This is a genomic window from Enterovibrio sp. QJM3NY_24 (assembly GCF_057786035.1).
Genome location: NZ_CM173519.1, coordinates 2,862,425 through 2,885,085 on the forward strand (window position 1 = coordinate 2,862,425; position 22,661 = coordinate 2,885,085).

The 22,661-nt window shown below is 46.8% G+C and carries 23 protein-coding genes; 7 read left to right on the plus strand and 16 right to left on the minus strand.

Annotation, left to right across the window (positions count from 1 at the left end; all coding sequences use genetic code 11):
* The 12 genes from fabZ to rpsB all read right to left on the minus strand — a co-directional run bounded on the left by fabZ (position 1) and on the right by rpsB (position 12,045).
* Entirely contained in the window at positions 1-453 is a 453-nt protein-coding gene (gene fabZ / locus AC3CIC_RS12690) for a 3-hydroxyacyl-ACP dehydratase FabZ (RefSeq protein ID WP_488514788.1), read from the minus strand.
* A gap of 133 nt (positions 454-586) precedes the next feature.
* Positions 587-1,612, minus strand: a complete 1,026-nt coding sequence (lpxD, locus tag AC3CIC_RS12695; protein WP_488514789.1) for a UDP-3-O-(3-hydroxymyristoyl)glucosamine N-acyltransferase — start codon at positions 1,610-1,612, stop codon at positions 587-589.
* A gap of 12 nt (positions 1,613-1,624) precedes the next feature.
* Entirely contained in the window at positions 1,625-2,134 is a 510-nt protein-coding gene (locus AC3CIC_RS12700; protein ID WP_016958025.1) for an OmpH/Skp family outer membrane protein, read from the minus strand.
* A 22-nt stretch (positions 2,135-2,156) separates the two neighbouring features.
* A complete protein-coding gene (bamA, locus tag AC3CIC_RS12705; RefSeq protein WP_016958024.1) occupies positions 2,157-4,556 on the minus strand; it encodes an outer membrane protein assembly factor BamA in 2,400 nt (799 codons plus the stop codon).
* A 35-nt stretch (positions 4,557-4,591) separates the two neighbouring features.
* Complete coding sequence (gene rseP, locus AC3CIC_RS12710; protein WP_394213147.1) at positions 4,592-5,947, minus strand: sigma E protease regulator RseP; 1,356 nt, start codon at positions 5,945-5,947, stop codon at positions 4,592-4,594.
* The gene (gene ispC / locus AC3CIC_RS12715; RefSeq protein ID WP_488514790.1) at positions 5,944-7,140 is read right to left on the minus strand and encodes a 1-deoxy-D-xylulose-5-phosphate reductoisomerase; all 1,197 of its coding nucleotides are present in this window, start codon (positions 7,138-7,140) and stop codon (positions 5,944-5,946) included. Before ispC ends, rseP begins: the two co-directional genes overlap by 4 nt.
* A 66-nt stretch (positions 7,141-7,206) precedes the next feature.
* Positions 7,207-8,055: a phosphatidate cytidylyltransferase gene (locus tag AC3CIC_RS12720; RefSeq protein WP_488514791.1), complete on the minus strand. Its 849-nt coding sequence runs from the start codon at positions 8,053-8,055 to the stop codon at positions 7,207-7,209.
* Between the two features lie 10 nt (positions 8,056-8,065).
* Positions 8,066-8,836 carry an undecaprenyl pyrophosphate synthase gene (uppS, locus tag AC3CIC_RS12725; protein ID WP_016958020.1) on the minus strand — a complete coding sequence of 257 codons (771 nt, stop codon included), beginning with the start codon at positions 8,834-8,836 and terminating at the stop codon, positions 8,066-8,068.
* A gap of 75 nt (positions 8,837-8,911) precedes the next feature.
* Complete coding sequence (gene frr / locus AC3CIC_RS12730) at positions 8,912-9,469, minus strand: ribosome recycling factor (protein ID WP_016958019.1); 558 nt, start codon at positions 9,467-9,469, stop codon at positions 8,912-8,914.
* A gap of 56 nt (positions 9,470-9,525) precedes the next feature.
* The gene (gene pyrH / locus AC3CIC_RS12735; protein ID WP_016958018.1) at positions 9,526-10,254 is read right to left on the minus strand and encodes a UMP kinase; all 729 of its coding nucleotides are present in this window, start codon (positions 10,252-10,254) and stop codon (positions 9,526-9,528) included.
* 86 nt (positions 10,255-10,340) lie between these two features.
* The gene (tsf, locus tag AC3CIC_RS12740) at positions 10,341-11,186 is read right to left on the minus strand and encodes a translation elongation factor Ts (protein WP_016958017.1); all 846 of its coding nucleotides are present in this window, start codon (positions 11,184-11,186) and stop codon (positions 10,341-10,343) included.
* A gap of 130 nt (positions 11,187-11,316) precedes the next feature.
* Positions 11,317-12,045 carry a 30S ribosomal protein S2 gene (gene rpsB / locus AC3CIC_RS12745; protein WP_016958016.1) on the minus strand — a complete coding sequence of 243 codons (729 nt, stop codon included), beginning with the start codon at positions 12,043-12,045 and terminating at the stop codon, positions 11,317-11,319.
* A 319-nt stretch (positions 12,046-12,364) separates the two neighbouring features.
* On the opposite strand from rpsB, the gene map reads away from it, so the two are divergent.
* From map to AC3CIC_RS12760, 3 genes are all read left to right on the plus strand, one after another.
* Entirely contained in the window at positions 12,365-13,162 is a 798-nt protein-coding gene (map, locus tag AC3CIC_RS12750; RefSeq protein WP_016958014.1) for a type I methionyl aminopeptidase, read from the plus strand.
* A 60-nt stretch (positions 13,163-13,222) separates the two neighbouring features.
* Positions 13,223-15,844, plus strand: a complete 2,622-nt coding sequence (gene glnD, locus AC3CIC_RS12755) for a bifunctional uridylyltransferase/uridylyl-removing protein GlnD (RefSeq protein ID WP_488514792.1) — start codon at positions 13,223-13,225, stop codon at positions 15,842-15,844.
* A 167-nt stretch (positions 15,845-16,011) separates the two neighbouring features.
* The gene (locus tag AC3CIC_RS12760) at positions 16,012-16,389 is read left to right on the plus strand and encodes a DUF3461 family protein (protein WP_016958012.1); all 378 of its coding nucleotides are present in this window, start codon (positions 16,012-16,014) and stop codon (positions 16,387-16,389) included.
* Between the two features lie 87 nt (positions 16,390-16,476).
* Here the strand turns inward: AC3CIC_RS12760 and truC are convergent, their stop codons facing one another.
* Together truC and AC3CIC_RS12770 are read right to left on the minus strand one after the other, a co-directional pair.
* A complete protein-coding gene (truC, locus tag AC3CIC_RS12765; protein ID WP_488514793.1) occupies positions 16,477-17,208 on the minus strand; it encodes a tRNA pseudouridine(65) synthase TruC in 732 nt (243 codons plus the stop codon).
* Between the two features lie 6 nt (positions 17,209-17,214).
* On the minus strand, positions 17,215-17,541 hold the full coding sequence (locus AC3CIC_RS12770) for a YqcC family protein (protein WP_026023997.1): 327 nt from the start codon (positions 17,539-17,541) through the stop codon (positions 17,215-17,217).
* A gap of 176 nt (positions 17,542-17,717) precedes the next feature.
* On the opposite strand from AC3CIC_RS12770, the gene AC3CIC_RS12775 reads away from it, so the two are divergent.
* The 4 genes from AC3CIC_RS12775 to AC3CIC_RS12790 all read left to right on the plus strand — a co-directional run bounded on the left by AC3CIC_RS12775 (position 17,718) and on the right by AC3CIC_RS12790 (position 21,265).
* A complete protein-coding gene (locus tag AC3CIC_RS12775; protein ID WP_488514794.1) occupies positions 17,718-18,761 on the plus strand; it encodes a DUF3549 family protein in 1,044 nt (347 codons plus the stop codon).
* Entirely contained in the window at positions 18,758-19,066 is a 309-nt protein-coding gene (locus tag AC3CIC_RS12780; RefSeq protein ID WP_394213159.1) for a DUF3301 domain-containing protein, read from the plus strand. The genes AC3CIC_RS12775 and AC3CIC_RS12780 overlap by 4 nt, the downstream gene beginning before the upstream one ends.
* Before the next feature lie 1,592 nt (positions 19,067-20,658).
* On the plus strand, positions 20,659-20,892 hold the full coding sequence (locus AC3CIC_RS12785) for a DUF2789 family protein (protein ID WP_016959414.1): 234 nt from the start codon (positions 20,659-20,661) through the stop codon (positions 20,890-20,892).
* Between the two features lie 79 nt (positions 20,893-20,971).
* A complete protein-coding gene (locus tag AC3CIC_RS12790; RefSeq protein WP_016959413.1) occupies positions 20,972-21,265 on the plus strand; it encodes a hypothetical protein in 294 nt (97 codons plus the stop codon).
* A 12-nt stretch (positions 21,266-21,277) separates the two neighbouring features.
* On the opposite strand, the gene AC3CIC_RS12795 is transcribed toward AC3CIC_RS12790, so the two are convergent.
* Together AC3CIC_RS12795 and syd are read right to left on the minus strand one after the other, a co-directional pair.
* Positions 21,278-22,051: a Zn-ribbon-containing protein gene (locus tag AC3CIC_RS12795; protein WP_488514795.1), complete on the minus strand. Its 774-nt coding sequence runs from the start codon at positions 22,049-22,051 to the stop codon at positions 21,278-21,280.
* Between the two features lie 5 nt (positions 22,052-22,056).
* On the minus strand, positions 22,057-22,602 hold the full coding sequence (gene syd / locus AC3CIC_RS12800; RefSeq protein ID WP_017004473.1) for a SecY-interacting protein: 546 nt from the start codon (positions 22,600-22,602) through the stop codon (positions 22,057-22,059).
* Between the last annotated feature and the right edge of the window lie 59 nt (positions 22,603-22,661).

Sequence of the window (22,661 nt, forward strand, 5' to 3'; positions counted from 1 at the left end):
TTAAAACTCTCTTCTGGCACACTTCAGGTCTGCAGAGCAGACAACCTTACCATCTACTTTTGCAACGCCAGTGAAGGCAGCAATGCCACGACGCTCTTTAATGAACTCAACTTCCAATACCATTTGATCGCCAGGCGTCACTGGTGCACGGAACTTGGCATTATCAATGCTAGCAAAGTAGTAAAGCTCATTTTCCTTTGGATTTCCGAATGTTTTGAACGCCAACAAACCCGTAGCTTGCGCCATGACCTCGAGGATCAATACACCTGGGAAAATAGGAAGTTGAGGGAAATGCCCCGTGAATTGAGGTTCGTTAACCGATACATTCTTGATAGCATGAAGGTATTTACCTTCCTCAAAATCAATAACGCGATCAATAAGAAGAAATGGGTAACGATGCGGCAGCAGTTCTCTAATTTCGTTAATCGTCAGCACGTTGTTTTCGCGAATCAAAGTAATATTCCCGTATGAAAAGCTTATTATTTGTCGTTGAGAACGGAAAATGGCCTACACTGCAGACTACGGCGAAATTGAGCATTTTCTCAATGTGCAGCAAGCCACCAGAGTAGGCCATCTAAGACAGCGTTTACTTGCTATCTTCTAATTGTTTTTCAACGGCTTTTAGTCGTTTATGCAAGTCTTCGATCTTCATAACGCGCGCAGTTGTTTTACGCCAATCGCGGTTAGCTTGAAGTGGAATACCCGAAGAATACATACCAGGTTCAGTGATAGGTCTCATCACCATCCCCATACCAGTGATCGTGACGCCATCTGTAATTTCAATGTGACCATTTATTACGCAGGCACCGCCAATAATGCAGTGCTTGCCAATTCGAGTGCTCCCCGCAATAACGGTTGCACCTGCAATGGCGGTATTTTCACCGATCTCGACATTATGCGCGATCTGGCAAAGATTGTCGATAATCACACCATCAGCGATCACGGTGTCATCCAGTGCACCACGGTCAATAGTAGTACATGCACCAATTTCGACACGATCACCAATGACAACACGTCCAACTTGTGGGATTTTCACCCATTGTCCGTTGTCATTGGCATAACCAAAGCCGTCAGAGCCAATCACAGTGCTTGACTGTACCAAACACGATTCACCTAGCTGAACATTGTGATAAACGCTGACATTTGCCCAAAGGCGAGTATTCGCACCCAGTTTAGTGTTCTTACCCACAAAACAGCCTGCACCGATCTGAACATGATCACCCAGCTCAACACCGTCTTCAATCACAGCGTTGTGACCAATTGACACGCCCTCGCCCAACGTTGCCGTGGGCGAAACGTAGGCACTCGGCGCGATATCCGTCGCACAGCGAGGGGTGCTATCGAGCAATTGTGCTGTCAGCGCGTAGCCCAAATACGGGTCTTTAATTACCAGCACATTGCCATTGCAATAAGCGAGGTCGGCTTCCTTGACCATCACTGCACTTGCTTGACACTGTGCGAGGTGCTTACGGTACTTACTGCTAGATAAAAACGTGATTTGTCCTTCACTCGCTTTATCCATTCCCGAAATTGAACGAATGATGACATCGCCGTCACCATGAAGTTCTGCACCCAGTTTTTCCGCTAATTCAGCGAGCGTAATAGAAGCCATTTTCTACCTTACTTATTTGACTGCTTTCAGTACTTTCTCTGACAAGTCATCTTTCGGGCTTGCATAAAGAACTGCCTGGCGATCTAGCACCATGTCATAGCCCTCTTTTTTCGCAAGACTCGTGATGGTCTTTTGCAGTTTTTCTACCAGTTTACGTTGTTCTTCTGAGCTGCGTTTGCGCTCGTCTTCTTTCAGATTGCTGACCTTAAGTTTATAGTCAGAATCCAGAGATTGCAGTTGACGCTGAAGCTTAGTTCGCTCGCTATCACTCATTAGCTCGCCATTACGCTTCAGTTTTTCAATGCCTTTTTTCAGTTGGTCTTCCAAACGCTCAACGGTAGCAATGCGGTCTTTAAATTCTTTACGCAGCTTTTCGCTCACATTGCTTTGTTTGGCCATTTGAGCAAGCACTGGACCCGTCGCTACGTAACCAATTTTTTGCGCAGCCTCTGCCGCTGTAGCAAACATAGAAGCACTGAAGATGGCAAGGCTCAGGCCTGCCGCTTTGATAATAGGTTTCAAACTTTTCTCCTAGTCTTGAAAATCAGAACGTTTGGCCAATCGTAAAGGTGAAGAACTCCTCGTCATCACCTTCATAACTCTTAATGGGTTTTGACAACGAGAACACTAATGGTCCCATTGGTGATCGCCATTGGAGTGCCGCACCGTAAGACGCACGATAGTTGCCCGGATCGCTATAGTCGTAAATGTATTCTTGTCCGCTGATCACTCTCGCGTTATCGAGATCGTACTCGGTATCCCATACCGATGCGGCATCAACAAAAACGCTGGTGCGAATCGAGTTTCGCACTTCTGGGGACACAAACGGTGTAGGTACGATCAACTCCATACTCGCCAACGCAATGGCATTACCACCCACAGAATCGTTGCTGCCTACAAGAGCTGGGTTATTCCCTGCACCTTGATCGTATACAGCTTTCGGGCCAGCCGTGTTAGAGCGGAATCCACGTAGTGTCGAGTAACCACCCGCATAGAAGTTTTCATAAAACGGCAGTAAGTAATCATTTTCATCGTTCTTACCGTAACCATTGCCGTAACCGAGTCGACCACGCATAAGCAACGTAAAGCTATGGGATTCAGTAAGCGGAATATATTGCCTCACATCGTATTGCGTTTTGAAGTACTGGGTGTCAGAGCCCGGTACTGTCATGCGAAACGATGCACGTTGATAATTACCAGCCGTTGGGAAGAAGCCTCGGTTAAGGTTATTGCGACTCCAGCTTACCGACCAATCAAAGTCATCGACTTCCAATCCACCGTTATCGGTCACATTGTCTTCCATCGAATCGAGGAACTTCTGGATTTGGTAATAACCACCCAAGTTTTCAATCTGACGATGTGTATAGCCAAGAGAGAAGTCGAAATAATTCAGCTCATTAAAAGGGAAACCCCAGGTGAGACTGGTGCCATAGCTTTTATCGGTATAATCCACGATGTTTGCATCAGACGCTTCAAACTCGTTAAAGAATATCTTTCCGCCAAGACTGATACCATCAAGCGTCCAATATGGGTCGCGATAATCCAACGTCAGGTTTTTCTGATAATCATTCACCATGGCATTAATACCAAAGCGATTACCCGTACCTGCAAAGTTGTCTTGTTGCAGACCAGCCTGGAAGCTAATACCTGATTCCGTGCCGTAACCAATACCAAAGTTAACGCTGCCTGAGTTGGTTTCTTTAACGAAATACTCTACATCGACCTGATCATCAGTACCTGGCACTCGCGTTGTACGCACATCAACAGTTTCGAAAAAACCCAGTCTATTGAGTCGCTCTTTACTGGTTTCAACCGATTTGGCGTTTAACCAAGAGCCTTCCATTTGACGCATTTCACGACGTAATACTTCGTCACGCGTAATTTGGTTGCCCGAAAACTTGATATTACGGACATAGACACGTTTACCCGGTTCAACGTTAACATTTAATGCGACGCTGTTTTCATCATCATTAAATTCTGGAATCGTCGCCACCTGCGGGTAGGCATAACCTTGCTCTCCAAGCTTGCGCTTTATCTCGTCTTCCAGGCGAGTGACTTTCTCACCGCTGTAGACTTCACCATCCTTGAAAGGGACAAGCGATTCAAATGAAGCGCTGTCTTTACCACCACGCACATTCACGCCGGACACGATATACGGTTCACCCTCATCAATGTTCAAGGTGATGTAGACGCCTTTCTTATCTGGGGAGATAGAAACGTTGGTCGATTCGACACGGAACTTTAGGTAACCACGGTTAAGATAGAACGAACGCAGACTTTCCAAGTCCCCTGCGAGCGCTTGCTTTTGGTATTGTTCATTGGCAAGGAAATTCCACCAAGGAACGTCCGCTCGTAACTTAAAATTATTTTTAAGTTCTTCATCACCGAACACGTCGTTGCCGATGAAGTTAATTTGCTGGATGGTGGCCGAAACCCCTTCGGTAAACACGAATTTCACATCAGCACGATTACGCGGCAGCGGAGTGATAACCGTTTTGACTAGCGCGTTATATTTACCCACGCTGTAGTAGAAATCTTCGAGGCCTTTTTCGATATTTGACAAGGTGGTGCGATCTAGCGCTTCACCGACACGCAAACCCGATGCAGAAAGATTCTCTGAAAGCTGCTCTTCCTCGATGGCTTTATTACCCGAGAACGAAATGCTCGCGACCGTGGGGCGCTCAATGACCTTAACCAACAGGTCATCACCGTCACGAAATACGCGTACGTTCTCAAAGTTCCCAGACGAGAATAGGGATTTGATAATCCCTGATACTTCGCCTTCATCAATATTATCGCCAACTCGCACCGGCATCGCGAGCAAAGCCGCACCGAGACTGACTCGTTGAAGCCCCTCAAATCGAATGTCTTCCACTACGAACTCATCGGCCGTAACGGAACTAGAAAATAGAAGAGAGGCCAGTAAAAGTTTTTTCATCGCCATTGCTGCTCTGAGTGTTCCTTGCTATACGCTGATTTTTATAGACGGGCAAAATCGTTAAATAATGCCACGCCCATCAGTACCACGATAATGGCTGAACCAACCCGATATCCCATATCCTGTACACGTTCAGAAACAGGGCGGCGTGTTACGGCTTCTATGCCAAAAAACAACAGGTGCCCGCCGTCAAGAACCGGTAACGGTAACAGGTTAATAATGCCTAAATTCACGCTAATCAGCGCGAGAAAACCGAGAAAGTATACCAGACCGAAGTCTGCGGTCATCCCTGCACCTTTTGCAATTGAGATAGGCCCACTCAAGTTTTTCACAGCCACATCGCCCGTGAACAACTTTTTAATCATTTGTGCAGTCAGTACCACAACTTGCCATGTTTTATCTATGGCAGCTGGAATGGCATCCAATGGACCATACTGCAACGTAAACCGGTAAGTCTCTGGCCATTCACCTACTTGTGGGGCAAAGCCAGCATAACCTACGCGTGTGTCACCGTGCTCTCGAGCATCTGGCGTCAGCGCTAATTCTAACTCACGTCCATCTCGCAGAACAGTCATTGGCAGCGACATCTCTGGGTGGGCACGAATCACACTCACCACAACATCCCAGCTCTCAATAGGTTGACCGTCGACCGTGAGTAATTTGTCACCTTCACGTAAACCCACACGCTCCGCTGCGCTACCTTCCACCACTTGTGCGATCACATTGGTGATGTCGGGCGTAAACGGGGTAACGCCCAAGGTGCGAAGCGCCGATTCGGATTCAGGGTCAAAGGACCAAGAAGACAAATCCAATGATTTATCGACAGTGTAACCAGCGCTTTCACTTGGCAGCACTGACATCGTCATCTCGTCATCGCCAATGTGCGAGATAAGTTGCAAGTTAACCGACTCCCAATCTGGCGTTTTGATACCAGATACCGCAGTAAGTTCCATGCCGCTTTCGATTCCGGCTTGTGCAGCAATAGATTGGGGAGCTACCTCACCAATTACTGGCTTAACTGCCGGTATGCCTATGATCATCACTAACCAATATGCGACGATAGCAAACAGAAAATTAGCCGCAGGCCCCGCAGCCACGATGGCGCTACGCTGCCAAAGAGGACGGTTGTTAAATGCCATTTCTTTTTGATCGGCAGGCACGTCGTCAACGCGCTCATCCAGCATTTTGACATAGCCACCTAACGGGATCATGGCGATGGTGTATTCAGTACCATCTTTGCCAACACGCTGCCAAAGTGCTTTACCAAAGCCAATTGAGAAACGCTCAACTTTAACGCCACATCGTCTCGCTACCCAGAAATGGCCATACTCATGCACGGCAACCAGAATGCCAAGAGCAATAATAAAGAAGAATAAATTCCAGAGGATGCCGCTCATCGTCCCGACCTCGTAATACAATCTTGTGCCATTAAACGCGCCTTAGTATCTATGTCGAGTAGACTTTCCATGTTTGATGGTTCCTGAAGCTCAGCCCGTTGTAACACAGCATCGTTGATTTCAGCAATCTGCATAAAACCTACGCGACCATTGAGGAATGCGTCCACAGCCACTTCATTCGCAGCGTTAAGCGTTGTCGTTGCAGCCTGCCCAACGTAGCAAGCATCAATCGCGAGCTTCAGACACGGATAGCGGTCAAGATCTGGTTTTAAAAAGGTAAACTCACCAATCTCGCTAAAATCGAGAGGCTTCACACCAGCATCAATTCGTCCAGGATACGCCATAGCATAGGCAATCGGCGTACACATATCAGGGAGTCCCATCTGTGCCATGACTGAACCATCACGGTATTGAACCATAGAATGGATCACTGACTGAGGATGAATAATCACATCGAGTTGATCACGCTTGGCATTGAATAACCAACGTGCCTCGATGTATTCCAATCCCTTGTTCATCATAGTGGCAGAATCAACAGAAATTTTTGGCCCCATCGACCAATTAGGATGTGCAATAGCCTGAGCAGGTGTTACATCGCGTAATGCATTGATATTGGTATAGCGAAAAGGGCCGCCAGAGCCTGTAAGCAAAATTTTACTTACACCTTCAGAGGCAAGATCGCAGATCCCTGGATTAGCTTGAATTGAGGTAGGCAAGCATTGAAAAATGGCATTGTGTTCACTATCAACAGGCAGCAACTGAGCACCATATTGATGAACAGCGTCAATAAAAAACTGCCCTGACATCACCAACGCTTCTTTGTTTGCGAGTAATATACGTTTTCCAGCTTTTACGGCTGCCATCGTTGGTATTAGACCCGCTGCACCAACAACAGCCGCCATGACGGTATCAACATCGTCATGTGAAGCTATCGCGCACAAGCCATCAATGCCACTTAATACTTCCGTTTTGCAGCCTTGATTTTTTAGCGCCAAACGTAATGATTTGGCCGCAACTTCATCTGCCATAGCGGCAAACGTCGGTTTCCACTTAAGACACAGCACAATCATTTCGTTGACATTCGCGTTTGCAGCGAGCGCAAATACTGAATATGCCGAAGGATTCTTTTCAACTACAGCTAACGTGCTGGTTCCGATAGAACCCGTTGCACCAAGAATCGTTAAATTATGCATAGAAAACTCTAATCATTGTTTCGCCCAGCCAGAATGCGAATCACCGGCGCAAGGCCGGTGATTCCTTTAAGCCAACCAGAAATACAATACAGTGAAAACTGGAAATGCGGCTGTCAGACTGTCAATTCTATCGAGTATCCCACCATGACCAGGAAGAATACTCCCGCTGTCTTTCACGCCAGCAACACGCTTGAACATGCTTTCAGCTAAATCGCCAAGTACGGAGGCAAACGAAGTCACCAGCGCAACGATGCCAAGCATGGGAAGTGAAGAGAACGGAATTGAAAAATATTGCGCTGCACCAATAGTGACAGCAACAGAAGCAATCAAACCACCAATGAGACCTTCAATCGTTTTGTTAGGACTCACAGACGGTGCCATCTTGCGCTTACCGAAGCGCTTTCCTGCAAAGTAAGCCCCCGTATCTGCAGACCACACGAGCAAACACACGATTAATACCAGTTTGGCACCAAGATAAGGCTCAAGCTCATAGTGGTATGCTCGCAGCAACAGTACGCTCCATAAAAATGGTAGCAAGGTTAATACGCCAAAGCCTTGTTGCAGTGCAGCATTGTTAGCCCACCAACTCGCTCCTTTGGGATATTTCAATACCATGCCCGTTGCGAGAAGCCACCAAAGTGCACCCACTAACGCAATAGCGCCACCATTAAACGAAGATATATCCAACCCGTTTCCTGTCACTGGCAACAAGAACGCAGAACCAAGAAGGACAATAGCAGGTAAAGCAAACGCTCCTACACGAGAAGACGATGCGACAAATTTAGTCCATTCCCAGTGACCAAGCAGGGTAACGCTGGCCACGGCAATAATGAAAAGTTGAAACGGCAAAAAAAAGATACCTGCGATAACTAATGGCGCTAACACAGAAGCCGTTAAGACACGTTGTTTCAGCAAACGAAACCCTCTATTTTTCTACTTGTAACATGGCCTTAACTTGCTCACCGGTGCAGCCAAAACGGCGCTCGCGGTTGATAAACCAAGCAATGGCTTCAGTAAGACTGGTCTCATCGAAGTCGGGCCAAAATTGTTCAGTAAAATACAGCTCTGCATAAGCTGCCTGCCACAACATAAAATTACTGATGCGACATTCTCCACTGGTTCGAATCATCAAGTCCACATCTGGCAAGCTCGATGTTGTCAAATGTGCTTGGATGTCAGCTTCTGTCAGTTGATCGGCTAGAATTTCTCCTCGCTCAACCTGACCAGCCAGCTTTTGTACCGATTGAAAAATATCCCATTGCCCGCCGTAATTGGCAGCAATGTTCAATGTTAGCCCTGAATTGCTTTCCGTCAGCGCTTCAGCTGCAGCAATCTTATCCTGCAATGACTTGCTGAATCGCGATGTATCGCCGATTACCTTGAGCCTTACGCCATTTTTATGAAGGCGTTTCACTTCACGTCCCAGAACCGTGACAAATAGCTCCATCAGTAGGCTGACTTCTTCTTCTGGACGTCGCCAGTTTTCACTGCTGAATGCAAACAGGGTTAACACTTGAATGCCGAGGCGATTGGCAGTAGAAACCGTCTTTCGAACAGCATCAACACCGGCTTTGTGCCCAAACATTCGGGCTTTGCCTCGTGCTTTTGCCCAACGGCCATTCCCGTCCATAATGACGGCAATATGTTTTGGAAGCAGACTAGGATCTATCTCTAGATAGGAAGATTGGGAGCTCATCATTATCCTTCGCAATTAAAAAGCGCTGTACTGCTAGCACAGCGCTTTGGCAATGGAATCAGAGTGTAGCCGGAATTAGACTTCCATCAACTCTTTTTCTTTCGCTTCAAGAATCACGTCAATATCTTTAACAGCAGCATCTGTCAGCTTCTGAATATCGTCTTGACCGCGACGCTCGTCATCTTCTGAGATGTCTTTGTCTTTCAACAGGCCTTTAAGGTCACTGTTGGCGTCACGACGAATATTACGTACAGCCACACGGCCTTGTTCAGCTTCAGCGCGAACGATCTTAACCAGATCACGACGACGCTCTTCTGTCAACGGAGGCAATGGAACGCGGATAACCGCACCAGCTGACATTGGGTTTAAACCCAGGCTAGATGTCATGATTGCTTTTTCAACAGCTTGAATTACTGATCTATCAAAAACAGTAATCGCCAATGTACGTGCATCTTCAGCAACAATAGAAGCCAATTGCTTCAACGGAGTTGATGCGCCGTAATAGTCAACTGACAGACCATCAAGTAGTGCAGGATGCGCACGACCAGTACGGATTTTAGACAGAGTACTCTTCAGCGCTTCAACGCTTTTTTGCATGCGTTCTTTTGCATCTGCGTTAATTTCATTGATCACGAGATTATCCTTGAAGATTCTTTTTTCTAATTAGCGGATTATGCCACTAATTTTGATTAACCGTTATTAATTAGTGTGCCTTCTTGCTCACCCATCACAACTCGGCGCAAAGCACCTGGCTTATTCATGTTAAATACACGCATCGGCATCTTGTGATCACGTGCCAAAGTGAAGGCAGCTAAGTCCATCACTTTCAATTCTTTTTCTAGCACGTCTTGGTAAGTGAGGTGGCTGTAAAGCTCCGCATCTGGGTTTTTCGCTGGATCATCGGTAAATACACCATCAACCTTGGTGGCTTTGATCACGATGTCTGACTCGATTTCAATACCGCGCAAACACGCCGCTGAGTCAGTAGTGAAGAATGGATTACCGGTACCTGCAGAGAAAATTACCACACGACCATTGCGAAGCTGGCTAATAGCTTCAGCCCAGTTGTAGCTGTCACACACACCCTGCAGAGGGATTGCTGACATTACTCTTGCATTCACATAGGCACGGTGTAACGCATCACGCATCGCCAGACCGTTCATCACAGTGGCCAGCATACCCATGTGGTCACCCACAACCCGGTTCATACCTGCTTCGGCAAGACCTGCTCCACGGAATAGATTGCCACCGCCGATAACCAAGCCAACTTGGACACCTAGTTCAACCAGTTCTTTGATTTCTTGAGCCATACGGTCAAGCACAGCGGGATCGATACCGAACCCTTCCTTTCCTTGCAGCGCTTCGCCGCTCAATTTAAGCAAAATTCGTTGATAAGCTGGTTTTGGGTTTGTAGTCATTATCACTACCTTTAGGCACTTGCGTCTACGGATGGGATTGTAAAAAGACCGCAGGATTCTGCGGTCTTTTGGGTTCTGAAAAAGGATTAACCTTTTTGAACTGCAGCTACTTCATCTGCGAAGCTCATTTCTGGAGCTTTCTCGATACCTTCACCTACTTCTAGGCGAACGAAGTTAGAAACTGATGCGCCTTTCTCTTTCAAGAATTCGCCAACAGATTTCTTAGGTTCCATGATGAATGGTTGACCCGTTAGAGAAACTTCACCGGTGAATTTCTTCATGCGGCCAACAACCATTTTCTCAGCGATTTCTTGAGGCTTGCCTTCATTCATCGCGATTTCAACTTGGATTTGTTGTTCTTTCGCTACTACGTCAGCGGGTACGTCAGATGGGTTAACGTATTCTGGTTTAGAAGCAGCAACGTGCATAGCAACGTGCTTAAGAACTTCTGCGTCGCCTTCACCAGCAACAACAACACCAATACGCTCGCCGTGACGGTAAGAAGCGATTGATACGCCTTCTACGTAGTTAACACGACGGATAGAGATGTTTTCACCGATCTTAGTTACTAGAGCGATACGTGCATCTTCAAATTGCGCTTGCAGTTCTTCTACAGTCGCTTTAGAAGCTAGAGCCGCGTCTGCAACTTCGTTTGCAAATGCAGTGAAGCTGCTGTCTTTAGCAACGAAGTCAGTTTGGCAGTTAACTTCAACAAGAGCTGCAACACCGTCAGCATCTTTGATGATGATAGTGCCTTCGGCTGCGATGTTACCTGCTTTCTTAGCAGCTTTCGCAGCGCCACTTTTGCGCATGTTTTCGATTGCTAGTTCGATGTCGCCGTTGCTTTCAACAAGCGCCTTCTTACATTCCATCATACCTGCGGCAGTACGCTCACGCAGTTCTTTAACCAGGGCAGCGGTAACAGTTGCCATTGTTCAATCCTCGATTCGAAACTTTTGGGTAAAAATCAGGGGCCATATATTGGCCCCTGCTAACCTACTTAGCTTACAGTGCCGTTCATGACAGCCTGATGGCTAAGAACGCTCACAAGGAGCAATTGTATTACTCAGCGACTTCAACTAGCTCGTCTTCAGCTTGAGCTACGATGTCCTGGCTACGGCCTTCAGAGTAAGACTGAGCTGCAGCGTTCAGGTACAGTTGAACTGCACGGATTGCATCGTCGTTACCTGGGATAACCAAATCAACGCCATCCGGGTCAGAGTTGGTATCAACTACCGCGTACACTGGGATACCCAGGTTGTTTGCTTCTTTAATAGCAATGTGCTCGTGATCAGCATCGATAACGAACAGTGCGTCTGGAAGACCACCCATGTTTTTGATACCACCCAGAGATTTTTCAAGTTTCTCCATTTCGCGGGTACGCATCAGGGCTTCTTTCTTAGTCAGCTTCTCAAAAGTACCGTCAGTTGCTTGAACTTCTAGCTCTTTAAGGCGCTTGATTGACAGACGAACAGTTTTCCAGTTAGTCAACATACCGCCTAACCAGCGGTTGTTCACGAAGTACTGGTCACAGCTTTCTGCTGCTGTTTTAACAGATTCGCTAGCGGCACGCTTAGTACCAACGAAAAGTACTTTACCTTTACGCTCACCAACTTTAGTCAGTTCGCCAAGTACTTTGTTGAACATTGGTACAGTTTTTTCTAGGTTAATGATATGAACCTTGTTACGTGCACCAAAGATGAAAGGCTTCATCTTAGGGTTCCAGTAACGGGTTTGGTGACCAAAGTGAACACCAGCTTTAAGCATGTCGCGCATTGAAACAGTAGCCATTTAAAAATCCTCTCGGGGTTAGGCCTCCACATATCCCATACAGCCGACCCGCAAAGGGCACCCCGGCGCATGTGTCGATATGTGTGTGAGTTAAGTTAATTGTATTGTTGAAACCACCAACATAGAACCTGAAATTCAGATTAACCAAGATGGCGCATTTCGGCGCGCTTTATACCATAAAAACGCCCCTCAAATCCAGTATAAAAAAACATCTCGTCTAACGAGTAAGGTTTCCACAAGGCGATGCGATTGATAATATGTAGCGATAGCATTCCATTCCTCCTTTGTTTTATCGAAGGGAGCTAACTGAGAGAAAGCAATGAGCGTCACTATAAAATCAGCTGAAGAAATCGAAAAAATGCGTGAGGCCGGCCGCCTTGCTGCTGACGTGCTAGAGATGATCGAACCGCATGTGAAAGCAGGCGTTACCACTGAAGAGTTGGACGACATTTGCCACAAATACATCACGGAAACGCAAAACGCGATCCCAGCGCCGCTCAACTATCACGGCTTTCCTAAATCAATATGTACGTCCATAAACCATGTGGTATGTCATGGTATCCCGACACCATCAGATGTGTTGAAAGATGGCGACATCATCAACATTGATATCACGGTTATCAAAGATGGTTATCATGGCGACACATCAAAGATGTTTTTGGTCGGTGACGTCACCGCTGAAGACAAAGCTCTTTGTCACGTTGCTCAAGAAAGCCTCTACCAAGCGCTGAAGAAAGTTAAGCCGGGCGCACGAATTGGTGACCTTGGCACTGAAATTCAGAAATTCATCAAAAACCGTCCTAAGCGTTACTCTATCGTTAAAGATTACTGTGGCCATGGTATTGGCGCCGAATTTCACGAAGAGCCGCAGGTCGTTCACTACAAGAACAGCGATCGCACAGTGATTAAGGCTGGGATGTGCTTCACTATCGAGCCAATGATTAACGCCGGAAAATTCAACACTGAATTGGACGATAATGATGGCTGGACTGTCTATACCGCCGATAAGAAAAAATCGGCACAATGGGAACACACCATTTTGGTCACGGATACCGGATGTGAAATTCTCACTCTGCGCAGTGACGAAAAACTGCCACGCATTTTGAATAACGCATAAGCTTCAAAAATGTCGGCCTAAGCGCCGACTTTTTTATTTTGGCAAGATTCAAGGAAGATAATGAACGACGTGTTGTGCGAACCATCAGACCTGACAGCGGAGCAACTCAACCTCGCTGAACTTAAAAACCAATTGGTGCTTTTCGGTGAAGACCAAAAAAACACGTTTTTGAATCGCGGGTCGGTGAACGATTTGGTTTATCAGCGCTCGGATTATTTTGACGCCTTGCTGTCACGCCTTTGGCAACACTACAACTTTGACCATCATCCAAACCTTTCCCTTATCGCCGTTGGCGGGTATGGGCGCCGAGAGCTTCACCCCCTATCGGACATTGATTTGTTGGTCTTAAGTGAAGGGGGGCTTGATAAAGATTATCAAGGTCGCATCAGCGAATTTATCACCTTGCTTTGGGATCTCAAGCTCGAAGTCGGCCATGCCGTGCGAACACTCAAAGAATGTATCGACGTCGGTTTGGATGATCTGACGGTTGCCACCAACCTTCAAGAAGCGCGTCTACTTTGTGGCAGCGAACGTATTTATCACGAACTGAAAACCCAGATCCATTCCGAACACTTTTGGCCAAGTGCGAAATTCTTCAATGCGAAAGTGATGGAGCAAAAACAGCGTCATGCTCGTTATCATGATACGGCTTATAACCTCGAACCTGATATCAAATCCAGTCCGGGTGGGCTTCGTGACATCCACACACTAAGTTGGATTGCTCGCCGTCATTTCGGCGCCACCAGTCTACGTGAAATGAGCAAATATGGCTTTCTGACTGATGCTGAATTTCGTGAGCTTGACGAGTGTCAAACCATGCTCTGGCGCATTCGCTTTGCCCTTCACCTTGAGCTACGACGTTACGATAACCGCCTCACGTTTTCTCACCAACCCTCAGTGGCCGAAACACTGGGTTATCAAGGTGACGGCAACCGAGGTATTGAACTCATGATGAAGGACTTCTACCGCACGCTGGGAAGAGTGTCTGAACTCAATAAAATGCTAATCCGCTTATTCGAAATAGCGATAGAAGACGAACCTAACAGCAAAAAAATAGAAATATTAAGTGATGACTTTCAGCGCCGAGGCCGCCAAATTGAAGCGCGGAAACCCGCCCTGTTTCAAGCTCGACCAGAGAGCATCATGGATATGTTCCTGCACATTGCTAATGACAAATCCATCGAGTCGATTTCCGCACCGACGCTTCGCCAACTTCGTACCGCACGTCGTCGTCTCAATCGCTTTTTGTGTGACATCCCAGAAGCCAAAGAAAAATTTATTGAGCTGACCCGTCATACCAATGCCCTGCACAAAGCTTTCCCACTCATGCATAAACATGGGGTGTTGTCTGCTTACCTACCGCAATGGAGTCAAATTGTCGGTCAGATGCAATTCGACCTGTTCCACGCCTATACCGTGGACGAGCACACGGTTCGCTTGTTAAAGCACATCAACGGATACAGCCAAGACGAGAACCGCGACAAGCACCCTATTTGTTGTGATGTATATACTCGCTTGGCAAAACCGGAGCTTTTGTTACTTGCCGCCATTTTTCATGACATAGGCAAAGGCCGCGGCGGCGACCATTCTGTTATAGGTGCAGAAGAAGCGTATGGCTTCTGTATTGAACACGGTTTTTCACGCCCAGAAGCCAATTTAGTGAGCTGGTTAGTGGGGAATCACCTTCTCATGTCAGTGACGGCTCAACGCCGTGATATCTATGACCCAGAAGTCATCACAGAATTTGCGCAAAAAGTACGGGATGAAGAGCGACTCGATTACCTAATCTGCCTTACCGTGGCGGACATTAACGCCACCAATCCAGAGCTTTGGAATAGTTGGAAGCGTACCCTGCTGGCCGAACTTTACTATTCAACGCAAAAAGCGCTGCGCCGCGGATTAGAAAACCCGCCAGATGTGCGTGAACGCATCCGTCACAATCAACATCTCGCGTCTGCACTGCTACGTAAACACGGTCACACGCCACGAGAGATTGAGCTGTTGTGGCAGCGTTTCAAAGCCGATTATTTTCTACGCCATACTCACAAGCAAATCGCTTGGCACAGTGAACATATTTTGCATCACCATAGCAATGAACCATTGGTACTGGTAAGCAAAAACGCCACCCGCGGCGGCACCGAGATTTTTGTGTATAGCGAAGATAGACCCAGCCTTTTTGCACGAGTAGTGGCATCGCTAGATAAGAAAAACCTTAGTGTCCATGACGCACAAATCATGACCAGTAAAGATGGCTTCGCGCTCGATACTTTTATGGTGCTCGACGCTAACAACGACGCGATCTCTGCAGATCGTCACGAAAAAATTCGCGAAGGCGTCACGCTTGCATTAATGCAAGACGGTGCGATTACTATTCCGGTGCGTCGCGCACCGCGCAAACTGATGGCATTCAATGTAAAAACCCAAGTGACCTTCTTGCCGACTCGCACAGGTAGACGCACCTTACTTGAATTGGTTGCTTTAGATATGCCTGGATTACTCGCTCGTGTCGGTGCGGTATTTGCTCGCCAAAAGGTGTCATTGCAAGCGGCCAAAATCACTACGATTGGCGAACGTGCAGAGGATTTCTTCATCGTCACTGATGGTGAAAGACAAGCATTGACCGAAGAAACACAGCAGGCATTAAGAGAAGCCTTATTTGATGCGCTGAGTGATGTGAGTTAAGCGCACATGAAACTGGATTTATTCTCATATTCAGCATTTTAGGCGATCTCGACCACAAGTCTCAGACATTGATCATTCCTGCTATTGGGTGTACCTAAACGCTGCTGCTAAAGTGGTATGAATCGAGCGAAAAAATTCATGTTCAGTGTGTACGTAAAGAGGCAGTTATGTATCAGAATCTAAAGAATATCGGTATCGAACATCCAGAAAACATCGAGCGCTATACCCTCCGTCAGGAGGCGAACTCAGACACACTGAAGATCTACTTTCATAAAACGAAAGGCGAACTTTTTGCCAAAAGCGTCAAATTTAAATACCCACGCCAGCGTAAGAATGTGGTCGTAGACAGCGGCAGCGGTCGCTTCCGTGAAGTCACCGAGATCAACCGCAGCTTATCTCTGGTGGTTGATGAGCTAGATAAAATCGTCAGAAAAGAACAAGGCGAACAAGATGTGAAGAAGAAAATCCTGCGAGACCTTCGCCACTTAGAGAAAGTCGTTGCAAGCAAGATCGCAGAGATCGAATCAGATCTAGAGAAGCTGTAGACGTTTCGAGTTTCGCGCAAGGTACCTAGAAAAAACCGCCATTTCAGGCGGTTTTTTTAGGTTTAACAACCATGCGTTAGTTTCTTTTTAAAGTCTATTGCCTAACCCCAAACCTTCTAGCACTCTGCGCCAAACCGGATCGATCGACGCTTCAATGACAACGTCGTCACCCGTCACTGGATGTTCAAACTGCGTGCGTGATGCATGAAGCAGGAGTTGATGGCACTCAAATTCGTCACGGAACAATCTGTTGTGCCTGCCATCACCATGATTCACGTCACCAACGATATGGTGGCTCAAGTGATGCATATGACGACGAAGTTGATGTTTGCGTCCTGTATGTGGCTTCATTTCCACCAAGGTATAGCGACAACTTTGGTAACGTCCCATCGCAATCAGTAACTCCGCGTGTGCAATGGGCTGATATTCAGTAATCGCTTCTTTCGCTTCTGGTTCTTTTGTTGCTTTTTTATCGGCGATTTTATCCAACTCTTCTTTGAGTGGATAATCCAGAGTTGCCCCTTCTTGTATCCAACCACGCACAATCGCATGGTACGTTTTGTGAATATCACGACCGGCAAATTTTGGCATCATTTGCGACGCCATCTCAGAAGACAAAGCAAACAAAAGCACCCCCGATGTCGGTCGATCTAATCGATGGAGTGGATAAACATGTTGCCCAATTTGATCGCGAAGGGTTTGCATCACAAACCGGGTTTCGCCTTTGTCCAACCAAGAGCGATGCACAAGCATCCCTGAAGGTTTATTCACGGCAATCAGCCATTCATCACGGTAGATAATTTCAAGTTCAATTTGCATAAATGATCACTGCGAAGAAAGAGAAAAAAGGGCATCAATATCGATGGACACGCGCGTAATTTCCTCGTGACCTTGCGCACCTTGAAGTGCCTCTTCTACATAAGGAGAGATAGAAAACGAAACGGGAAGTGGATGCATATGCTCAATAAAAAACTGCATTTTAGGAATGAAAATCCATTGTAACCACTCGGTACATGTCAGGGTATCAATCGCAAACGGCTCAGTGCTCGCCAACGCTTCGACAGAGGGAGAAGCAACTTGCCAGTGGCCATTGCGCTCAAGTTCTCGCTGCAACTGTGCGAGTAGCACCTCAACGTCTTGGTGTTTACTCATAAAATTGCCCTCTTCTTTGGCAACATGGGTTGAAATTTCAATATCGCGCAAGCATATCATCATTCATCACATGCAGTGAAAAGGCCGATAACCATTCCCACCAACATTCAGGCAGGGATGGATAATGAACGCCTTTCGCTCTCCGCCAACGACGGCCAGGTTATTTAGAAGTTATCATGGAAAATACGCTTTCTCTCAACGCCATTTTCAGTCAGGCAAACTGTGAATTTTTGGCTTTTGACCTTAGCCGACGCGTTACTGAAATCAGTAACAAAGACTTCACTGCCATTGAAGAAAATCGCGTTGCGTACCCGTTTCCTGCTCAGCAGCATGCGCACATGGGTATCGCATTCTGGCAACCCAATCAAACACCTTGGATTTGGTTTTTGAAAATGCCACTAGATGAACGAGGACTCCTGCAACAAGCCGCACTGGGCAATTTTATCCAGTATGTTGCGCAAGCAATGGGCGCGAGTTTCGATAAAACGCTGACAGAAGAAGAGCAAGAAAAACTGGCGGCCAATCCCTACACGTTCAAGCCACAAGATGACAAGAAAGCGATGTTCCATGCTTTCTTAACCGACAAGTTACAACAGCCTGCTAGCCAATATTATGATCATGCCCAGCACTATATGTCAGGCGAGTTAGGATGGGATAAATGGCAAGGCGTTGGCTTGCAAGGGCTTGCTGATCTTAGCGTGAGAATGGAACGCCATAACAACGCGACGCGCATTCGCAAAGCCATGAGCAATATGCCAGACACACCTAAATACGCCCTGCTTGGCTGTTTAGAACATTGTGATATTCCTGACGCATTGGCTGAAAGGATTGAAGAATGCATGGATACGATTTTGGCTGCTGGCAACGTCGATCTGTTTCTGCTTGCGGCGCATGTTCGAGCGTTAGCGGGGGCCTCTCCAGAAAAATGTCAATCGGTCATTGAGCGCATGCTTGCCATCCCCGCACTGCGACACCGCGAGATGTTAATCGCTATTGCTGGGCGATGCTGGCAGTCTCTGGCCAACGATACTTTGTTAGACACCTTCCTTATTGCCGTAGCAGAACAAAGCGATCAGGCTTTTTTCCAACAAATGGTTGCTGATCTCGTCATGATCCCATCACTTCGTCCTCAAGTACTGGCTTTATTGCACGGCAGTGCGTCAACTGAGCTAATGAATGCGGTTCAACACTTGCAAGAACACGTCAAGGCATCATCATGATTGCAGATTTATTTTGGATCATCCTTATCGCGGTTGTTGCTAGTCTCTTCTGGCAGCAACGCCGTCAAAGCGAACTAGCAAAGCAATATATCCAACGTCGATGCCAGCAAATTAACGTGCAACTGCTGTCCATCGCGCGCGGCAACCATACGTTCGGCTGGCCTAAAGGCCCACTAAATGTACAAACTCGATACTATTTCGAATTTTCGGTTAATGGATTGGATTGCTATCAAGGCTATGCAGTAATGCGAGGAATGCGCTTGCAGGAAGTGTACATGCCTGCCTATCCAATGGTTGAAGAGTAAATTGATAGTTTGAATTTCGAGAGAGCTTTGCCACTACACGTGAAAAATCAAGCTCTCGCTTTTTCCTTCTCATATATCGCAACTGCTTTACTTTTTACTCTTCTAAAACAAGAACGGGCACGACTTTCGTCGTGCCCTGAGGTCTTACTTGCAGCTATCCTGCTACGAATGTGCTCCCTGCATCATTCCATGATCAGTGGCCGAATCCTTCAGCTCAGTCCTTATCTCTCCGTCCTGGAGGTGTCCTTCGGTCTTACCTTGACCCGTCGAGTCATCCTGTCTCGATTCTCGTCCTCATCCTGAGGGTGTCCTTAACTTCATCCTGAAGTGATTCCTTAAGCCCCCATCCTGGGTTGTCCTAAGTGTCTTCCTGACCAGTAAATATCCTATCTACTGCTACGGTTCCATCCGCATCCCTAATGCCGCATTCCTTGCTAGCAACACAATCCTTGCGCTACCTGCTCATCCCGAGCTTACCAAGTCCGTGGTGTTAGTTCCTGTTCCGTATGTCAGCATCCTTCCGACACCGCAAAGATTACGCGAACTTCATTTCAAAACAACCAACCCCAAGGTGATTGAACTCACACTTTACAACAGGCAAAACGGTAAAACGGTTAAATTCATGTTTTTTAACACATTTAAATTTCACTCACTTCCTATATCAACACTAAAAACAGTAGAATCCCACGCATTTGTAAGAGATATCTCACAAGGTTGTGAGCGTTCTCCACAGGATCAACATGCTGAGTTTTCAGGTGTAGTAGAGCCCAATCAGTTTATCTATCCGAGTTGTTGCTAGTTTGTAGGTAACTTGAATGGTTTTGAGTGGTTTCACCACAAAAAGTAGCGTGAAGCTTTTAGAATAAACGAAGAAGAAAGTTGGGGGATGAAAGTCACAGTGAAGAAAAGCCAATTGCCATAAACAAGAACGGGCACGACTTTCGTCGTGCCCTGAGGTCTTACTTGCAGCTATCCTGCTACGAATGTGCTCCCTGCATCATTCCATGATCAGTGGCCGAATCCTTCAGCTCAATCCTTAACTCTCCGTCCTGGAGGTGTCCTTCGGTCTTACCTTGACCCGTCGAGTCATCCTGTCTCGATTCTCGTCCTCATCCTAAGGGTGTCCTTAACTTCATCCTGAAGTGATTCCTTAAGCCCCCATCCTGGGTTGTCCTAAGTGTCTTCCTGACCAGTAAATATCCTATCTACTGCTACGGTTCCATCCGTGTCCCTAATGCCGCATTCCTTGCTAGTAACACAATCCTTGCGTTACCTGCTCATCCTGAGCTTACCAAGTCCGTGGTGTTAGTTCCTGTTCCGTGTGTCAGTATCCTTCCGACACCGCAAAGATTACGCGAATCAATTTTCTACACAAGCCATGATTAACTGATCGATCTCTCACTTTGAATCACCCGCCGACCAGCATTAATTAAGTCATTGATTTTAAATTGATTAATTAATCAACCTTAGAGATTAACATTGAAGAAAGCAGTATAATCTTACCCCTTTGTAAGAGATCTCTCACAAGCGGTAAGGACACCTTGCCAAACCAGCTTCTATACTTTCTGAACACTTTGAGGAGGGCATTGCCGATGGAAGTATTTGATCACAACTTAGCACACCTTTTTCTGCAGCTTGGCTTGCCCGCAGATGACACTGCTATACGGGACTTTATCAACAAGCATTCACTTTCTGACAGTGAAAGTTTGCCTGCAGCAGCGTTCTGGACAACCAGTCAACGTCAATTTTTAGAAGAAGCAAAATCACAAGACGCTGACTGGGTAGAACAAATTGATACCCTCGATACCTTATTGCGTAAGGCATAAACTTCCTGTATTCATCATTCCTAGTTACGCTGGTACATTCTTGATGGACAGTAAAGGTTTGATGGAAAGGAAAAACACCATGAGCACTGATTTCACTCCCGCATTGCAGCAAGCCATTGAGGCACTTTTGCGCGAAGGTAAAGAACCCACGGTTGCTTTAGTCAAAAGCCGCTTGAATCAATCCGTGCCTATGCCGCTGATCATCAGTGCGCTGCAGCGTTGGAAAAAAAACGGCAAAGTACCGAAGATAGAGATAATCGAGAAAGTAAAAGATGCCGATGCAAGAATCGAAGCGTTGGAGGCTCAAGTGAGAGTGTTGACCCAACGACTTGATGCATTGGAACAACACAGCAAAAACAACAGTGAGAGCTAGCTCTTTAGGCGATTATTGAAAGTCCCACGACAAGTTAGACACTATTCGACATGTATCGCATTTGAAATGAAACACATCATGGAGGGGCTGCTCAAGCAACCAGTCACCTCCGCATTTCGGGCATTTTCTGCCCAGCTCAGACTCCGCACTTTTTCCGCCCACACGATACTGATAATAATATGTCGGCACCTTGGTTAAATGCTCGATGCGACCTCTAATTTCCCAGCCCTTTCGAAACAGCAGACTATCCGCGTCCTGGATTTCAGCCAGTGCCGCATACTCCGCTTTAAACGCACCCGCCATCTGAATTTCATCACACGCCTGCCACTCAGTTTGCCATTTCACTTCCGCTTTATGATCGCCATTGAAGGTCGCAGGAAGGCGATATAAGGGAATAGGCAACAGTGTTTCACCACAGCGAAGCGGTGAACAAGTATGTACATACGTGGTGTAAAGCACCTGCCAAGAGCGATCTTCGTCTAGCGCACTTTCTTCAGAATTGATGTCACGCCCAAGTACTTTAAGCTTAGGCGACAATAAACCCGCATCAGACAGCTGACGAATTTTTAGTGCCACCTGTGGGCTGTGGTGTTTTGGATTGAGGCTGTCTTTTTCTGGGCACACTGCGCGAATATGAAACACCCCATCCCCCATGACCATCGGAAACTCTCGACCTAATACTTGTCCGTTGTAGCGCAAGGTATCCATCAGCCCATTGACCGCGCGATCAACCGCTGAGATCGTTGTGTCATCAAAACATTCGAATGTCAGTTCTACCACGTACATAATTGTTAAACCTCAGGCGTCAACAAGCTAAGAAAGGTAACTACATCGGGCGCAAGCACACTGCGCTCTTTGGTTCCGATTCGTTCTTTGATGACTTCGCCGCTTACATTGCAAATAGACACTAGGTCCAGCTCATCATCGGTCGAGGCGATGAACACGGTTGGGTTTTGCTTTAGGCGCTTTTGCATCAACAAGTGACCAAGCATATTTTCTTGCAGGCGCGGCAAGTCTTCGTCACTCCACACCTGAATAAGCTCAAGTGGCTGACCATTCAACGTTGCAGACATATCGCCACAATAAAGACCCGCATAAAAAGCCTTAATATCATCATGCAAACTAATTCCAATGCCGTCTTCAACATTGCTGAAATCAGCACGCTCATCGCGCTTAACAGGCTGCCAGATCACAACGTCATCGGTTTCTTGAACCACGCAAGGCGATATGAGCCCACGATAAGCATCGCTCTGTGGCTGAGAGCCATGTTGCGCATTCCAAGCATCGACAAAGCGCTCGCTAAACGACCAAAGCGCGTTAGTGACAGAGTGATTCATTAGCAAGATTCCTCAAGATTCAGTAAACTTTGCGCATTCTAATCGATCCGTGGCAAAAC

Excerpts from the sequence above, each read along its gene's own strand:
- lpxD (WP_488514789.1), bottom strand. The coding sequence starts at position 1,612 with ATGGCTTCTATTACGCTCGCTGAATTAGCGGAAAAACTGGGTGCAGAA.
- bamA (WP_016958024.1), bottom strand. The coding sequence starts at position 4,556 with ATGGCGATGAAAAAACTTTTACTGGCCTCTCTTCTATTTTCTAGTTCC.
- rseP (WP_394213147.1), bottom strand. The coding sequence starts at position 5,947 with ATGAGCGGCATCCTCTGGAATTTATTCTTCTTTATTATTGCTCTTGGC.
- ispC (WP_488514790.1), bottom strand. The coding sequence starts at position 7,140 with ATGCATAATTTAACGATTCTTGGTGCAACGGGTTCTATCGGAACCAGC.
- uppS (WP_016958020.1), bottom strand. The coding sequence starts at position 8,836 with ATGAGCTCCCAATCTTCCTATCTAGAGATAGATCCTAGTCTGCTTCCA.
- pyrH (WP_016958018.1), bottom strand. The coding sequence starts at position 10,254 with ATGACTACAAACCCAAAACCAGCTTATCAACGAATTTTGCTTAAATTG.
- tsf (WP_016958017.1), bottom strand. The coding sequence starts at position 11,186 with ATGGCAACTGTTACCGCTGCCCTGGTTAAAGAACTGCGTGAGCGTACT.
- rpsB (WP_016958016.1), bottom strand. The coding sequence starts at position 12,045 with ATGGCTACTGTTTCAATGCGCGACATGCTTAAAGCTGGTGTTCACTTT.
- map (WP_016958014.1), top strand. The coding sequence starts at position 12,365 with ATGAGCGTCACTATAAAATCAGCTGAAGAAATCGAAAAAATGCGTGAG.
- glnD (WP_488514792.1), top strand. The coding sequence starts at position 13,223 with ATGAACGACGTGTTGTGCGAACCATCAGACCTGACAGCGGAGCAACTC.
- AC3CIC_RS12760 (WP_016958012.1), top strand. The coding sequence starts at position 16,012 with ATGTATCAGAATCTAAAGAATATCGGTATCGAACATCCAGAAAACATC.
- truC (WP_488514793.1), bottom strand. The coding sequence starts at position 17,208 with ATGCAAATTGAACTTGAAATTATCTACCGTGATGAATGGCTGATTGCC.
- AC3CIC_RS12770 (WP_026023997.1), bottom strand. The coding sequence starts at position 17,541 with ATGAGTAAACACCAAGACGTTGAGGTGCTACTCGCACAGTTGCAGCGA.
- AC3CIC_RS12775 (WP_488514794.1), top strand. The coding sequence starts at position 17,718 with ATGGAAAATACGCTTTCTCTCAACGCCATTTTCAGTCAGGCAAACTGT.
- AC3CIC_RS12780 (WP_394213159.1), top strand. The coding sequence starts at position 18,758 with ATGATTGCAGATTTATTTTGGATCATCCTTATCGCGGTTGTTGCTAGT.
- AC3CIC_RS12785 (WP_016959414.1), top strand. The coding sequence starts at position 20,659 with ATGGAAGTATTTGATCACAACTTAGCACACCTTTTTCTGCAGCTTGGC.
- AC3CIC_RS12790 (WP_016959413.1), top strand. The coding sequence starts at position 20,972 with ATGAGCACTGATTTCACTCCCGCATTGCAGCAAGCCATTGAGGCACTT.
- AC3CIC_RS12795 (WP_488514795.1), bottom strand. The coding sequence starts at position 22,051 with ATGTACGTGGTAGAACTGACATTCGAATGTTTTGATGACACAACGATC.
- syd (WP_017004473.1), bottom strand. The coding sequence starts at position 22,602 with ATGAATCACTCTGTCACTAACGCGCTTTGGTCGTTTAGCGAGCGCTTT.